The sequence below is a fragment of the Delftia sp. Cs1-4 genome (assembly GCF_000214395.1).
Taxonomy (GTDB): Bacteria; Pseudomonadota; Gammaproteobacteria; order Burkholderiales; family Burkholderiaceae_C; genus Comamonas; species Comamonas acidovorans.
Map to the genome: position 1 here is coordinate 4,443,875 of NC_015563.1, position 13,281 is coordinate 4,457,155.

Here is a 13,281-nt window from a genome sequence, read left to right on the forward strand (position 1 = left end):
GCAGGCGCTCAGGCCGGCCCGCCTTCCAGCTGGCGCTGCGCCCAATGCCACTGCGCCCGGCGCGTGGCCTGCCGCAGCCGCTGTGCCAGCGCCTGGCGCTCAGGCAGGCCGGGCAGGTACTCGGCCATCTGCACGCCGCGCAGTCCCAGCTCCAGCAGCTCGATCTGCTCGGAGCTGTTGCCCGTGCACAGCACCATGCCCATCGGCGTGTTCTCGCCCTGCTCATGCTCATGCCGGTCCAGCCAGCGCAGGTATTGCTCCATCTGCTCCTTGTCCTCGGCCGTGAATTCGCCCACCTTCAGCTCCACCGCCACCAGCCGCCGCAGCTTGCGGTTGTAGAACAGCAGATCGAGGTGGAAGTCCTGCTCATCCATATGCATGTGCATTTGCCGCGCCACCAGGGTGAAGCCCGTGCCCGACCGCAGCAGGAAGGCCTCCATCTCGCGGATGATGGCGGCCTGCAGGTCGCCCTCCTGCCAGGCATCGTGCAGCCCCAGAAAGTCGAAGATGTAGGGATCGCGCATAAACAGCGCCGGCGACATGCGCTCGGTGCTGCGCGGCGTGACCGGCTCCTGCGCGATCAGCGCCTCGGCATCGCAGGGCAGCGCCAGGCGTTCATAGAGCTGGGAGTCGATGCGGCTGCGCAGCGTGCGTGCGCTCCAGCGCTCAAGGCTCGCCATGCTGGCGTAGTACTCGCGCTGCACTGGGTCCTTGAGCGCAATCAGCACGATGAAATGCGCCCAGCTCAATTTCCGGGTCGGCGAGATGACCAGCGGCTGGTCGGGAAACGCGGTGGAGAACTGCGTCATGCGCCACAGGTTCTTCTCCGAGAAGCTGCTGCCATAGTCCTGGACCAGATGACCGGCCAGCACCGGCAGGACCTCATCGCTGCAGCCTGCCTGCCGCACCTCGGATTCATGGCCATGGATGTGCTGGCCGATGTGCCAGTACAGCAGGGTGAGTTCACTGTTGACGTTGGCTGCCACGCGAAGCCGCGCGGCCTCGATCAGGTCCCGCACATTGCCCAGCAGGGCCTGTGACGATGCGAGCGCGGGAGAAACGGATATCTTGCGAGTGGCCATGTGGTCGCCCCCCTCCTGGTGGCGTGATGTCTGGATGTCTGGTGTCGGCGAAATCGATCCGGCCGACTATTGCGATGCGGCCTTGGCCAGTCAACGCCGCATCTGCATAACCAGACGATCTGACCCTGGCAGACATGAAAAATCAGAACATTCCTAGAGCCTGTTACGCACTTTCAAATACCCGCGCTTGCATGACAATGCACGCCACATCGATGGATACGCGCCCCCCACAATGAAAACCACCAGCATCGAACCCTTCTTCGCCACGCTCAAGGCCGCCAATCCCTCGCCCCAGACCGAGCTGGAATACACCAACGTCTTCGAGCTGCTCTCGGCTGTGCTGCTTTCCGCCCAGGCCACGGACGTGGGCGTGAACAAGGCCACGCGCAAGCTGTTTCCCGTGGCCAATACGCCCCAGGCCATCCTGGACCTGGGACTTGAAGGGCTGGAGGGCTACATCAAGACCATCGGCCTGTACCGCAGCAAGGCCAAACACCTGATGCAGACCTGCCAGATCCTGGTCGAGCGCCACGGCGGCCAGGTGCCGCGCACGCGCGAGGAGCTGGAAGCCCTGCCCGGCGTGGGCCGCAAGACCGCCAACGTGGTGCTCAACGTGGCCTTTGGCGAGCCCACCATGGCCGTGGACACGCACATCTTCCGCGTGGGCAACCGCACGGGCCTGGCACCGGGCAAGACGCCGCTGGCCGTGGAGATGCAGTTGATGAAGCGCGTGCCCCCGGCCTATGCCGTGGACTCGCACCACTGGCTCATCCTGCTGGGCCGCTACGTCTGCCAGGCCCGCAAGCCACGCTGCTGGGAGTGCGTGGTGGCGTCGTACTGCGACTACTCGCCCAAGACGCCTGCCCCGGCTGCGGGCAAGCGCTGAGCCTCAATCGGCCTTGAACCCCGTGGCCGCCACGGCCTTGCCCCAGGTGACCGTGTCGGCGCGCATGATGCGGGCGAGCTCGTCGCCCGTGGTGCCCGTCACGCGGAAACCCGCCTCCTCCAGCCGGCTGCGGCTGTCGGGCTGCTGCAGGGCGCGCACGATGTCGGCCTGCAGCCTGGCCACGATCTCGGGCGGTGTCTTGGCGGGCGCGACCACGCCGAACCAGGAATTGAACTCCAGCGACGGATAGCCCTGCTCCCGGATGGTGGGCAGCTCGGGCATGGACTGGGTGCGCGTGGCGCCCGTGCTGCCCAGGGCCGTGAGCTTGCCGGCCTTGACCTGGGGCGCGGCCAGGGCCGCCGTGGCGAAGACGGCCTGCACGTCGCCGCTGAACAGGCCGCCCAGGGCATCGTTGGTGTTCTTGTAGTGCACGGGCTCGGGCTTGAGCTGCACGGCATTGCCGAACATGAAGGCGCCGAAATGGCCGGGCGTGCCGGCACCGAAGGTGGCGATGAACAGCTCCTTGCGCTGGCGCGCCCAGGCCACGAAATCGGGCACATTGCGGGCCGGCACCTTCTGCGGATTGACCAGCAGCACGAAGTCGGAGGTGACGACCTGGCTGACGGGCACAAAGTCCTTTTGCGGGTCGTAGGGCAGGCGCTGGTAGGTGTTGGGCGCAATGCTGAGCTGGCCGGTCTCGCCCAGCATCAGCGTGTAGCCGTCAGGCACGGCGCGTGCCGCCTCGCTGGCGGCGATGAGGCCGCCAGCGCCCGGCTTGTTGTCCACGACCACGCCCAGGTTGCCCCATTGCTCGGAGAGTTTCTGCGCGAGCAGGCGCGCCACGATGTCCGGCCCCGTTCCCGCAGGAAAGCCGACGAGCAGGCGCACGGGCTTGCTCGGGAAGGCCGGCTGGGCGCCGACCACGGTCCAGGGCGCCAGCCCGGTGGCCAGCACGGCGGCAAGTGCGCAGGCCACGGCGGTGCGGCGCGACTTCGATGCCTGGTTTTTCATGTGTCTTGTCTCCTGCATTGTGGGTATCGAGAGGGGGAAAGGAGCGGCTCAGAGCAGTTCGTGAAAGCGCATCTGCACGCGGTCGGGATGGCGCGCGCCGGTGCCGAAGAACAGGCGCTCGTTGATCCAGGCCAGCGCACGGCTGGCCGTCTCCATGCGGGGTGCGCAGCGGAAATAGATGTGCGCGGGGTCCACGGGCTCGCCGCGCGCCAGCTTTGCCATGTGCGCCGGGTCGCCGCTGCGCAGCGCCTGGTTGCAGACATAGATCAGGTCGCCGGCATCGGTCTCCAGCACATAGCGCGCATCGAGCTCGGCCAGCCCGCCGTGCACGATGCGCTGGAAGTCCGCGCCTCCGGGCAGCACGCGCGCGCTCCAGCCGTCGCCCCGGGCCGTGCCGCCCAGGATGGGGATCAGTCGGCGCCCGCCGTGCGCCGTGGCACCGACATCCTGCGGCGGGCCCACCTGCACGCTCAGGTCGGCGAAGAAGCGAAAGCGCGGATCGGGCAAGGCCGCAAGCTGCGGCACGTCATCTGGCATGGTTCTGGGGCTCCGGTGGATTGAATCGGGACCTAGCATAAGCACCATTGCCCGGGCCGACCGTCATCCCGGAAGATGACAACGCCCTGCCCTCCCCTGCCATCCCTTGAGACACTGGACCGCCTCCTCCGACACCCCTGACGCCAGCGCCCTGGGCGCCCATGCGTCCGGCCACGCGCCCAGCCACGCCATCGGCCACATGGTCGCCAGCCTGGGCGAGCCCGGCTTCGCCCGGCAGGTGCTGGAGGCCATGAACCCGCTGCTGCCCGCCGCCTCCTGGTCGGTCTATCGCACGGGCCCGCGCAGCCGGCCGCAGCTGTTCCTGTCGGCCAGCAGCGAGGCGCGCGACACCACGCGCGACTGCTGGTGGGCCTATCTCTCGGGTCCTTATCTGCGCGACAGCACCTGGAACCACGGCGACGCCGGCCCGGCACGCGCCACGGTGCTGTGCCACATCACGGCCCAGGAGGTGGAAGGCGAGCACCGCGCCCTGGTCTACGACGCGCACGGCATGGCCGAGCGCGTGTCCATCGTCGAGCACCAGGACGACGGCGGTGTGTTTGCCGTCAACTTCTACCGCCACCAGCACCAGAGGGCACTGGGCGATGCGCAGATCGACCGCTTCGGGAGCATGGCGCCCGTGCTGCTGGCCCTGGCGCACAAGCACATCGCGCTGACGCAGGCGCAGCCCGCCGTGGTAACGGCCTCGGCCTCGGCCCCGGCCACCCCACCCAGCCAGGCCCGGCAGCGGCAGACACTGCCGGCCCTGCGCATGCGCCTGCTGCAGGCACAGCCCGACCTGACGCCGCGCGAACTCGATGTCTGCGCCCGGCTGCTGCAGGGCATGACGCATGAGGGCATTGCCTGCGACCTGTGCCTGAGCCTGCCCACCGTCAAGACCTACCGCAACCGCGCCTTTGCGCGGCTGGGCATCCACTTTCGCAGCGAGCTGTTCGCGCTGGCCATGGAGCCGCAGGGCTGAGGCCTTGCGTCAATCCAGCGATGCGCCGGACGCCTTGACGATGCGCGCCCACTTGGCGATGTCCTCGCGCAGCAGGGCCGCCATCTGGGCAGGCGGCACGGGCCTGTCCGCCGGCCCGGCCAGCTCCACGCCCGAAGCTTCCAGCCGGGTGCGCAGATCACTGGCCGCCAGCGCGCGGGCCATGCCGTCCTGCAACTGCGCCAGCACCGGCGCGGGCACGCCTTCAGGCGCAAAAAGACCCACCCACAGCGTGCCGTTGTAGCCGGGCACGGTCTCGCCAATGGTGGGCACATCGGGCAGCAGCGGCGATCGCGTCGCGCCGCTCACGGCCAGCGCACGCAGCCGGCCGGCCTGGATATGGGGCAGGGTCGATGGCAGGCTGCCGAACAGCAGCGGCACCTGCCCGCCCAGCACATCGTTGAGCGCGGGCGCCACGCCCTTGTAGGGCACATGCTGCAGCTGGATGCCCGCCATGCTGTTGAGCATCTCGCCCAGCAGATGGTTGAGCGTGCCGTTGCCGGCCGAGGCATAGCGGAACTCGTCGGGCCGGCCCCGGGCCATGGCGATCAGCTCGGGCACGGATTTGGCCGCAAAGCCGGGATGGGCCAGCAGCACATTGGGCACGGAGCCGATCAGGCCGATGGGACGGAAGTCCTTCACCGGATCGAAGCCCGGCTTGCGGTACAGCGCGGGGTTGATGGCCTGGCTGCTGCTGATGGTCATCAGCAGGGTATGGCCGTCGCGCGGCGCCTTGGCCACGGCCTGGGTGCCGATGTTGCCGCCCGCGCCGGGCCGGTTCTCGACCACCACGCTGACGCCCAGCACCTCGGCCAGCTTCTGACTCACCAGCCGGCCCACGATGTCATTGGTGCCGCCGGGCGCCTGCGGGACGATCATCACGATGGGCCGCGCGGGCCAGGCCTGGGCATGGGCCAGCAGCGGGGAGGCGAGTGCAGCGGCCAGCAGGCTTCGGCGGCGCAAAAGGCTCGACGGCAGGGGAAAGGAAGAATCCGGCATGGTCATGTCTCCATTTGTTCTTGTCGCAAGCCCGCATGGTTGCCCGTGCCGGGCCAGCGCACAATCGCGCATTTCCTGACCCGGCCTTCGGAATTGACAAAGCCTTGACCCAGCCCATGCCCTCTTCGCCCTTCATGCCCCTCATGCATTTCGACCTGACGGACCTGCGCCTGTTCGTGCATGCCGCCGAACTGGGCAGCCTCACGCGCGCCTCGCAAAGGCAGCACCTGTCCCTGGCCGCAGCCAGCCTGCGCATCAAGGCACTGGAGGAGCAGGCGGGCATGCCCCTGCTGTACCGGGAGGCGCGCGGCGTGCGGCCCACGCCGGCCGGCGAAGCCTTCCTGCACCACGCGCGCGGCATGCTGCTGCAGTCCGAGCAGCTGCGCCACGACCTGCAGGAGTACGGCGCCGGCCTGCGCGGCCATGTGCGGGTGTTTGCCAACACCACGGCCGTGACCGACTTTCTTCCCGAGATCCTGCCCGCCTTTCTTGCCGACCACCCGCGCGTGAACGTGGACCTGCAGGAGCGGCCCAACGCCGAGATCGCACGCGGCGTGCTCGACGGCCGCGCCGACCTGGGCATCGTGGCCGGCCAGGTGGATACGCTGGGCCTGCAGACCATCCACTTCAGCACCGACCGGCTGGTGCTGGCCACGCCGCGCGGTCACCGCTTTGCGCGGCGCAAGCGCATTGCGTTTGCCGAGACGCTGGACGAGGACGCCATCGGCATGCAGCAGGGCAGCACGCTGCAGACATTTCTGGCAGGTGTGACCGAGCGCCTGGGCAAGCCCATGAAGCTGCGCATACAGCTATCCAGCTTCGACGCCATGTGCCGCATGATCGGCGCCGGCGTGGGCATAGGCATCGTTCCCGAGAGCGCTGCGCGGCGCAACCGCGAAAGCATGGGGCTGGCGCTGATCGATCTGACCGACGCATGGAGCGTGCGCGAACGCCGCATCCTCGTGCGCGACCAGGGCCGGCTGCCGCGCCATGCGCAGGCCCTGATCGAGGTGCTGCAGGCCTACTACGCCGCGCCTGCCGTCTCCTGAGCCTGCGGCGCACCCTGCTCCATCAGGCTGGACAGCGAAAGGACCTGCCCGCCGCCCGCATCGAAGTTGCCCGGCTCCAGCCAGCGCTGGTAGGCCGCGCGCAGCGCCGGCCATTCGCTGTCGATGATGGAGAACCAGGCCGTGTCGCGGCTGCGGCCCTTGTAGACCACGGCCTGGCGGAACACCCCCTCGAACTGGAAGCCCAGGCGCGCCGCTGCGGCACGCGACGGTGCATTCAGGCTGTCGCACTTCCACTCGTAGCGGCGGTAGCCCAGCTCGTCGAAGGCGCGCTGCATCAGCAGGAACTGCGCCTCGGTGGCCGCACGCGTGCGCTTGAGCAGGCGCGAGTAGCAGACGAAGCCCACTTCCACCACTCCGCTGGCCGTGTCCACGCGCATCAGCGCCAGCGAGCCGATGGCACGGCCCGTGGCCAAGTCGATGACGGCGTGGTGCAGCGGGTCATCGCTGGCCTGGGCGGCCTCGGCAAAGCGCAAATAGGCCTCGGCATCCGCGAAGGGGCCTACCGACATGTAAGTCCAGTCGTTGGCGTCCGGCGCCTGGCTGAAGGCATCGAACAGATCGGCTGCATGGCGCGCGGCGGACAGCGGCTCCAGCCGGCAGTAGCGGCCTTGCATGGGCGTGCGCGGCGGGCGCTGGCGCGCGGTCCATCCGTGAAGGGCGTGGCCTACGGGTTGGGAGTGGGCATTGAGTGCGGGGGGCATCGGAGATTCCTGGTCAGGTCATTTGGCAGGGCCACGATAGCGCTGGCGTGGCATCATTGAAAGCGCCATATCTTCCTTATTTCATGGTGCCACACCACCCACTGCATGCACGCCTCCGACCTGCTGACCAGTCCCTTGCAATCCGGCCCTGGAGCGGCTCCCCGCCAGCGCCAACTGATCCAGCGCCTGAAGCAGGCCATCCTGGCGGGCCGCCTGCCGGCCGGTGACCGCCTGCCGGCCTCGCGCGCGCTGTCGGAGGATCTGGGAGTCTCGCGCAACACCGTGCTCATCGCCTACGAGCAACTGGCGGCCGAAGGCTATGTGGTCGCCGACCGGCAGGGCACGCGCGTGGCGGCTGTATCCACCCATTCCACGGCAGCGGCCGAGGCGGCCGCCGCGCCCCCTTGCGTACCCCGCACGGCCCGGCGCCTGGACCGCATCGCGCCCACGCGCCATGCCATCGACCGCAGCCTGCCCCTGACGCCGGGCACGCCCGCGCTGGACAGGTTTCCCCTGCCCGCCTGGCGCCGTTCTCAGGACCGCGCATTGCGCCTTCCCGCCAACGCCACGCTGGACTATGGCGACCCTGCAGGCGAGCCCGCACTGCGCCAGGCCATTGCGCAGCACCTGCGCATCTCGCGCGGCGTGCGCTGCGATGCCTCGCGCATCATCGTCACCGAAGGCGCCCAGGGTGCGCTGGACCTGTGCGTGCAACTGCTCACCAATCCGGGCGACCATGCCTGGCTGGAGGAGCCCGGCTACCGGGGCGCCAAGTCGGCCTTTGCAGGGGGTGACCTGTGCGTCAGCACACTGCGCGTGGATGCGGATGGCGCAGCCATCGCGCCCGGCCTGTGGGACAGCCATCCTCCACGGCTGATCCAGATCACGCCGTCGCACCAATATCCCACGGGCGCCGTGCTGTCGGTGGCTCGCCGGCTGGACTTGCTGGAGCGCGCGCGCCGCGCGGGGGCCTGGATCATCGAGGACGACTACGACAGCGAATTCCGCCACCAGGGCACGCCCATCGCAGCCATGCAGGGCCAGGTGCCGGACGCGCCCGTGCTCTATGTGGGCACCTTCAGCAAGACCATGTTCCCGGCACTGCGCATGGGCTTTGTGGTGCTGCCGCAGGCCCTGGCAACCAGCGCGGCATCCGCCGTGCAGGAGATGCTGCGCGGCGGCCACCGCCTGGAGCAGCTGGCCATGGCGGACTTCATGGAAAGCGGCCAGTTCTCGCGCCACCTGGGGCGCATGCGGCGCCTGTACCGCGAGCGCCAGGCGGCCCTGCGCGAGGCGCTAGCCACGCAACTGGGCGTGGAGCATGAGGTGCTGGGCGGCCACGGCGGCCTGCATTTGACCGTGCGGCTGCCGCCGGACCTGTCCGACCGTGCCATCGTGGAGCAGGCGCGGCGCGCCGGCATGAACCCGGGCGCCCTCTCGTCCTTCGCCCTGACACCGCTGCCCCAGGACAACGGCCTGGTGATCGGCTATGGCAACACCGATGCCGCGCGCTTCGGCGCGCTGGTCAGGCGGCTGGGCAAGCTGGCGGCAGCTGCGTTACCGCGCTAGCCGCGGCGCGGCTCCAGCGGCTATGCCTCCTCCGAACGCGTGCTCACCCCTGCCTGCGCAAAGCTGGCCATCTCGCCCAGCATGGCGCAGGCCGACACCAGCAGCGGCCAGGCCAGGGCCGCGCCCGAGCCTTCGCCCAGGCGCAGCTGCCATTCCAGCAGCGGCTCGGCACCCAGGTGGGCCAGCATGCGCACATGGCCGGGCTCGCCCGAGCGGTGCGAGAAAACGCAGCGCTCCAGCACGGCCGGCTGCAGGCGGCTGGCCACCAGCACGGCGGCCGTGGTGATGAAGCCATCGACCACGATGACGCGCCGCTCGGCGGCGGCCTGCAGCACGGCGCCCACCATGGTGGCGACCTCGAAGCCGCCCATGGCCGCCAGCGCGTCCAGCGGTTGCGTGGCCTGGGCGTGCCGCTGCAGCACCTCCTGCAGCACCCCGATCTTGCGGGCCAGCCCGGCCGCATCCAGGCCGGCGCCAGCGCCCGTGACCTCGGCCAGCGGTTCGCCGCACAGCCGCGCCAGCAGCAAGGATGCGCTGGAGGTATTGCCGATGCCCATCTCGCCCAGCAGCAGCGCATTGCCCGGCAACTGGCGCACCAGGGCCGCGCCGTTGCGCAGGGCCATGGCGCATTCGGTGTCCGTCATGGCCGGGCCCTGGCTGCAGTCGCGCGTGCCGTAGCCCAGCTTGCGGCGCCACAGGCGCGGCTGGCCGGGCTGGGGAAGCTTGTCGTCGGGGTCCTGCTCGCGCGCGGGAAAGTCGCGCGCCACGCCGCAGTCCACCACGTTCAGCGCCAGCCCATGCTGGCGTGCCAGCACGCTGACGGCGGCGCCGCCGGCCATGAAGTTCTCGACCATCTGCCAGGTCACATCCACCGGATAGGCCGACACGCCGCGCGCAGCCAGCCCATGGTCGGCCGCAAACACCAGCATCTGCGGCTGCTGCAGCACCGGCCTGTCCTGGCCCAGGATGCAGGCAATGCGCAGCGCCAGCTGCTCCAGCCGCCCCAGTGCGCCCAGCGGCTTGGTCTTGTGGTCTATGGCGTGCTGCACGCTCTGGGTGAAGGCGGCATCGGCCAGGGAGGCGATGGCGGGAATAGCGGCTATAGCGGTAGTGGCAGCATTGGCGCCATCGTGCGAGTGCTCTGTGGGTGCAGCGGAATGCGGGGTGGGCGTTGACATGGCGAAGCGGCCTTGGCCCGGGGCGGGCGTGGCGGGCGGATTGCAAAGGCGCAAGTATGGCGCTCCGCGCAACTCCGGCAGAACCATCGGTCTCTTTCCTGCCGCCATGGACGGTTTGGGCGTCGATTGCCGCAGCAGGCCGTACAGGCCGCACCGTTCTGAGACAATCGCTGCCACACGTGTCTCCCCAGCCCCCCACTCCCTCCATGACGGTTTCCTTCTCGGCCATCCAGCCCGGTCTCAAGCTTGCGGACCAGGTTGCCCGGCAGCTGGAGGCGCGCATCCGCGCCGGCAATCTGCAGCCGGGGCAGAAGCTGCCGACCGAGGCCGAGCTCGTGCAGCAGCTCGAGGTCAGCCGCACCGTGGTGCGCGAGGCGGTGTCCCAGCTCAAGTCGCGCAACCTGGTGGAATCGCGCCAGGGCAGCGGCGTGTTCGTGAAGGCGGCAGGCATAGAGCCACTGGACTTCGAAGGCCTGCCGGCGGCTGGCAGGAATGCGCTGATCCAGATCACCGAGGTGCGCCGCGCGCTGGAAGCCGAGGTGGCCGAACTCGCGGCGCGCCGGCGCAGCGAAGAGGATATGCAGCGCATCCACGATGCGGAGAGCGCCCTGGCCGAGGCCGTGCGGCTGGGCCGTGATGGCGTGGAGGAGGACATGGCGTTTCACCGCGCCATTGCCCAGGCTTCGGGCAATCCGTTCCTGATCAGCACGCTGGACTACCTGTCGCAGTTCCTGCGCGGCGCCATGCGCATCACGCGCGCCAACGAGGCGCGGCGCGAGGACTTCGGCAAGGCCGTGGAACGCGAGCACCACAGCATCGTGCTGGCCATCGAGGCCGGCGACCCCAAGGCCGCGCGCAAGGCCGCCGCCACGCACATGGGCAACGCCATAGACCGCATCCACCGCGCCGACGCCAGCTTCTGGGAGCAGGACGGCGAACGCCTGGCCCGCGACATCCTGGCCGCCAAGCCCTGAACCTCCGAAGCCATCCCTTGGCGCATGGCCAAGGGTTTCCACCTTGTTTGGGTTTTTGCGCAAAATTTGTATGATGACCTGATGACAATATCAGTCACACCTCTTTTTGCAGCCGGCACACCTGGCCTTTTCCTGGGCGTTCATCCATGAGCGACGAATCCCGCATCCGCGAGCAGATCTGCGCCACCGGCGCCAGCCTCTACCAGCGCGGCTACACCGTCGGCGCTGCCGGCAACATCAGCGCGCGCCTGCATGACGGCTGGCTGATCACCCCCACCGACGCCTGCCTGGGCCGGCTCGACCCGGCCGAGCTGTCCAAGGTCGATGCCAGCGGGCAGTGGGTCAGCGGCGCCAAGCCTTCCAAGACCCTGGTCCTGCATCGGGGCATCTACGGCAATGACGGCGAGGCGCGCGCCGTCATCCACACGCATTCCACCCATCTCGTGGCGCTGACGCTGTCCGGCGTCTGGCGCGAGGACGAGGTGCTGCCGCCCATCACCCCCTACCAGGTCATGAAGGTGGGCCGCATCCCGCTGATCCGCTACCGCCGCCCCGGCGACCCGCAGGCCGCCGCCGAGGTGGCCGCGCAGGCCGCCCAGGTGCGCGGCGCCTTGTTCGAGCGCCTGGGCCCCGTGGTCTGGGAACGCTCGGTGGAGCAGGCCAGCCATGTGCTGGAAGAGCTGGAGGAGACCGCAAGGCTCTGGCTCATGACCCATCCCCGGCCGCAGCCCCTGGACGCGGCCGCCATCGACGAGCTGCGCACCACCTTCGGGGCGCGCTACTGATTTGCACCGCGGCGCCCACGGCCGCATTCCACCACCCAGCCCATCCACAGCCGCGCAGCCGCCAGGCGGCGCATCAAGCGGCGAATCAAGCGGCGAACCCAAGGGAGACTTGAAATGACGACAACGGATATCTCATCCGGCCAGGCCGGGGCCCACCCTGCCCAGGCCGACTCTCAGGAGACGGCACGCGCCTACGCCAAGGTGTTCTGGCGCCTCGTGCCGTTCCTGATGCTGTGCTATGTGATCGCCTACCTGGACCGCGTGAACGTGGGCTTTGCCAAGCTGCAGATGTCCCAGGATCTGGGCTTCAGCGAGACCGTGTTCGGCCTGGGCGCAGGCGTGTTCTTCATCGGCTACTTCCTCTTCGAGGTGCCCAGCAACCTGCTCATGCACCGCCTGGGCGCGCGCGTCTGGATCGCCCGCATCATGATCACCTGGGGCATTCTGTCGGCCATGTTCATGTATGTGGAAACGCCCACGGGCTTCTACATCCTGCGCTTTCTGCTGGGCCTGGCCGAGGCGGGCTTCTATCCCGGCGTGATCCTGTACCTGACCTACTGGTACCCGGCCCACCGGCGCGCCAAGATCGTGGCGCTGTTCATGTCGGCCATCCCCGTGGCCGGCATCTTCGGCAACCCGCTGTCGGGCTGGATCATGCAGGCCTTCCACGGCGACCATGGCCTGCACGGCTGGCAGTGGATGTTCCTGATCGAGGCGATTCCCGCCCTGGTGATCGGCGTGGTGACCATCTTCTATCTGGACAACGGCATCTCCAGCGCCAAGTGGCTGACCTCCTCCGAAAAGCAGCTGCTGGCGCGCGAGATCGAGCTGGACCAGCAGCACTCAGGTGCCCAAAAGCACTCGCTCAAGGCCGTTTTCGCCGACCGCCGCGTCTGGTGGATGTGCCTGATCTACTTCGCCTTCGTCGCCGGCCAGTACGGACTGACCTTCTGGATGCCCACGCTGATCAAGTCCACGGGCGTCACGGGCGCGCTGAACATCGGCCTGCTCAGTGCCATCCCCTTCCTGTGCGCCATCGTGGTGATGAACCTCATGGGCCACAGCGCCGACAAGCGCCGCGAGCGCCGCTGGCACCTGATCGTGCCCGCGCTGATGGGCGCCGTGGGCTTTGCGATGACGGCCTTCTTCGCCGACAACACGGTTCTTTCCCTGATCTTCCTGTCGCTGGCCGCAGCCGGCGTGCTGACCTGCGCGCCGCTGTTCTGGTCGCTGCCCACGGCCTTTCTGTCGGGCACGGCGGCGGCGGCGGGCATTGCCATCGTCAACTCGGTCGGCAACCTCGCGGGCTTCGCCAGCCCTTACATGATCGGCTACCTCAAGGACCTGACCCAGTCCACGCAGGCCGGCATGTTCGTGCTGGCGGGAGTGCTCGTGGTGGGCGCCATCGCGGTCTGGCTCACCCCCGCAAAGATGGTCAACCGCTGACCGGCCCTTCTTCCCATCCCTCAAGCTCCAAGCCCCAAGACAC

13 protein-coding genes are annotated in these 13,281 nt (G+C 68.9%); 7 read left to right on the top strand and 6 right to left on the bottom strand.

The features are described 5' to 3' along the window. Positions 1-8: 8 nt before the first annotated feature. Positions 9-1,082: a PDDEXK nuclease domain-containing protein gene (locus DELCS14_RS19405; protein WP_013803187.1), complete on the bottom strand. Its 1,074-nt coding sequence runs from the start codon at positions 1,080-1,082 to the stop codon at positions 9-11. 232 nt (positions 1,083-1,314) lie between these two features. Between DELCS14_RS19405 and nth the strand changes: the two genes are divergently transcribed. Continuing rightward, complete coding sequence (gene nth / locus DELCS14_RS19410) at positions 1,315-1,968, top strand: endonuclease III (protein WP_013803188.1); 654 nt, start codon at positions 1,315-1,317, stop codon at positions 1,966-1,968. 3 nt (positions 1,969-1,971) lie between these two features. On the opposite strand, the gene DELCS14_RS19415 is transcribed toward nth, so the two are convergent. Then, positions 1,972-2,979 carry a tripartite tricarboxylate transporter substrate binding protein gene (locus DELCS14_RS19415; RefSeq protein ID WP_013803189.1) on the bottom strand — a complete coding sequence of 336 codons (1,008 nt, stop codon included), beginning with the start codon at positions 2,977-2,979 and terminating at the stop codon, positions 1,972-1,974. 48 nt (positions 2,980-3,027) lie between these two features. Further along, positions 3,028-3,516, bottom strand: coding sequence for a DUF3237 domain-containing protein (locus DELCS14_RS19420; RefSeq protein ID WP_013803190.1), 489 nt, complete (start codon positions 3,514-3,516; stop codon positions 3,028-3,030). A 199-nt stretch (positions 3,517-3,715) separates the two neighbouring features. On the opposite strand from DELCS14_RS19420, the gene DELCS14_RS19425 reads away from it, so the two are divergent. Beyond that, complete coding sequence (locus DELCS14_RS19425; protein WP_043796375.1) at positions 3,716-4,498, top strand: helix-turn-helix transcriptional regulator; 783 nt, start codon at positions 3,716-3,718, stop codon at positions 4,496-4,498. A 9-nt stretch (positions 4,499-4,507) separates the two neighbouring features. Here the strand turns inward: DELCS14_RS19425 and DELCS14_RS19430 are convergent, their stop codons facing one another. Beyond that, on the bottom strand, positions 4,508-5,515 hold the full coding sequence (locus DELCS14_RS19430) for a tripartite tricarboxylate transporter substrate binding protein (protein WP_013803192.1): 1,008 nt from the start codon (positions 5,513-5,515) through the stop codon (positions 4,508-4,510). Positions 5,516-5,658: 143 nt separating this feature from the next. Here DELCS14_RS19430 and DELCS14_RS19435 point away from each other — a divergent pair, with 143 nt between their 5' ends. After that, entirely contained in the window at positions 5,659-6,564 is a 906-nt protein-coding gene (locus DELCS14_RS19435) for a LysR family transcriptional regulator (RefSeq protein ID WP_026062687.1), read from the top strand. On the opposite strand, the gene DELCS14_RS19440 is transcribed toward DELCS14_RS19435, so the two are convergent. After that, positions 6,540-7,286 (bottom strand): GNAT family protein, encoded by a 747-nt coding sequence (locus DELCS14_RS19440; protein ID WP_013803194.1) that lies wholly within the window; start codon positions 7,284-7,286, stop codon positions 6,540-6,542. The genes DELCS14_RS19435 and DELCS14_RS19440 overlap by 25 nt on opposite strands. 105 nt (positions 7,287-7,391) lie before the next feature. On the opposite strand from DELCS14_RS19440, the gene DELCS14_RS19445 reads away from it, so the two are divergent. Next, positions 7,392-8,855: a PLP-dependent aminotransferase family protein gene (locus DELCS14_RS19445; protein WP_013803195.1), complete on the top strand. Its 1,464-nt coding sequence runs from the start codon at positions 7,392-7,394 to the stop codon at positions 8,853-8,855. Between the two features lie 20 nt (positions 8,856-8,875). On the opposite strand, the gene cobT is transcribed toward DELCS14_RS19445, so the two are convergent. Beyond that, complete coding sequence (cobT, locus tag DELCS14_RS19450; RefSeq protein ID WP_013803196.1) at positions 8,876-10,120, bottom strand: nicotinate-nucleotide--dimethylbenzimidazole phosphoribosyltransferase; 1,245 nt, start codon at positions 10,118-10,120, stop codon at positions 8,876-8,878. 119 nt (positions 10,121-10,239) lie between these two features. On the opposite strand from cobT, the gene DELCS14_RS19455 reads away from it, so the two are divergent. The 3 genes from DELCS14_RS19455 (at position 10,240) to DELCS14_RS19465 (ending at position 13,238) form a co-directional block, all read left to right on the top strand. Next, positions 10,240-11,007, top strand: a complete 768-nt coding sequence (locus DELCS14_RS19455) for an FCD domain-containing protein (protein ID WP_013803197.1) — start codon at positions 10,240-10,242, stop codon at positions 11,005-11,007. Between the two features lie 146 nt (positions 11,008-11,153). Continuing rightward, the gene (locus DELCS14_RS19460; RefSeq protein ID WP_013803198.1) at positions 11,154-11,792 is read left to right on the top strand and encodes an aldolase; all 639 of its coding nucleotides are present in this window, start codon (positions 11,154-11,156) and stop codon (positions 11,790-11,792) included. A gap of 114 nt (positions 11,793-11,906) precedes the next feature. Next, positions 11,907-13,238, top strand: a complete 1,332-nt coding sequence (locus DELCS14_RS19465; protein ID WP_013803199.1) for an MFS transporter — start codon at positions 11,907-11,909, stop codon at positions 13,236-13,238. Positions 13,239-13,281 lie beyond the last annotated feature (43 nt).

What these genes read in the sequence shown, in the direction of transcription:
- DELCS14_RS19405 (WP_013803187.1), bottom strand. Translation starts at nt 1,082, where the DNA reads ATGGCCACTCGCAAGATATCCGTTTCTCCCGCGCTCGCATCGTCACAG.
- nth (WP_013803188.1), top strand. Translation starts at nt 1,315, where the DNA reads ATGAAAACCACCAGCATCGAACCCTTCTTCGCCACGCTCAAGGCCGCC.
- DELCS14_RS19415 (WP_013803189.1), bottom strand. Translation starts at nt 2,979, where the DNA reads ATGAAAAACCAGGCATCGAAGTCGCGCCGCACCGCCGTGGCCTGCGCA.
- DELCS14_RS19420 (WP_013803190.1), bottom strand. Translation starts at nt 3,516, where the DNA reads ATGCCAGATGACGTGCCGCAGCTTGCGGCCTTGCCCGATCCGCGCTTT.
- DELCS14_RS19425 (WP_043796375.1), top strand. Translation starts at nt 3,716, where the DNA reads ATGGTCGCCAGCCTGGGCGAGCCCGGCTTCGCCCGGCAGGTGCTGGAG.
- DELCS14_RS19430 (WP_013803192.1), bottom strand. Translation starts at nt 5,515, where the DNA reads ATGCCGGATTCTTCCTTTCCCCTGCCGTCGAGCCTTTTGCGCCGCCGA.
- DELCS14_RS19435 (WP_026062687.1), top strand. Translation starts at nt 5,659, where the DNA reads ATGCATTTCGACCTGACGGACCTGCGCCTGTTCGTGCATGCCGCCGAA.
- DELCS14_RS19440 (WP_013803194.1), bottom strand. Translation starts at nt 7,286, where the DNA reads ATGCCCCCCGCACTCAATGCCCACTCCCAACCCGTAGGCCACGCCCTT.
- DELCS14_RS19445 (WP_013803195.1), top strand. Translation starts at nt 7,392, where the DNA reads ATGCACGCCTCCGACCTGCTGACCAGTCCCTTGCAATCCGGCCCTGGA.
- cobT (WP_013803196.1), bottom strand. Translation starts at nt 10,120, where the DNA reads ATGGTTCTGCCGGAGTTGCGCGGAGCGCCATACTTGCGCCTTTGCAAT.
- DELCS14_RS19455 (WP_013803197.1), top strand. Translation starts at nt 10,240, where the DNA reads ATGACGGTTTCCTTCTCGGCCATCCAGCCCGGTCTCAAGCTTGCGGAC.
- DELCS14_RS19460 (WP_013803198.1), top strand. Translation starts at nt 11,154, where the DNA reads ATGAGCGACGAATCCCGCATCCGCGAGCAGATCTGCGCCACCGGCGCC.
- DELCS14_RS19465 (WP_013803199.1), top strand. Translation starts at nt 11,907, where the DNA reads ATGACGACAACGGATATCTCATCCGGCCAGGCCGGGGCCCACCCTGCC.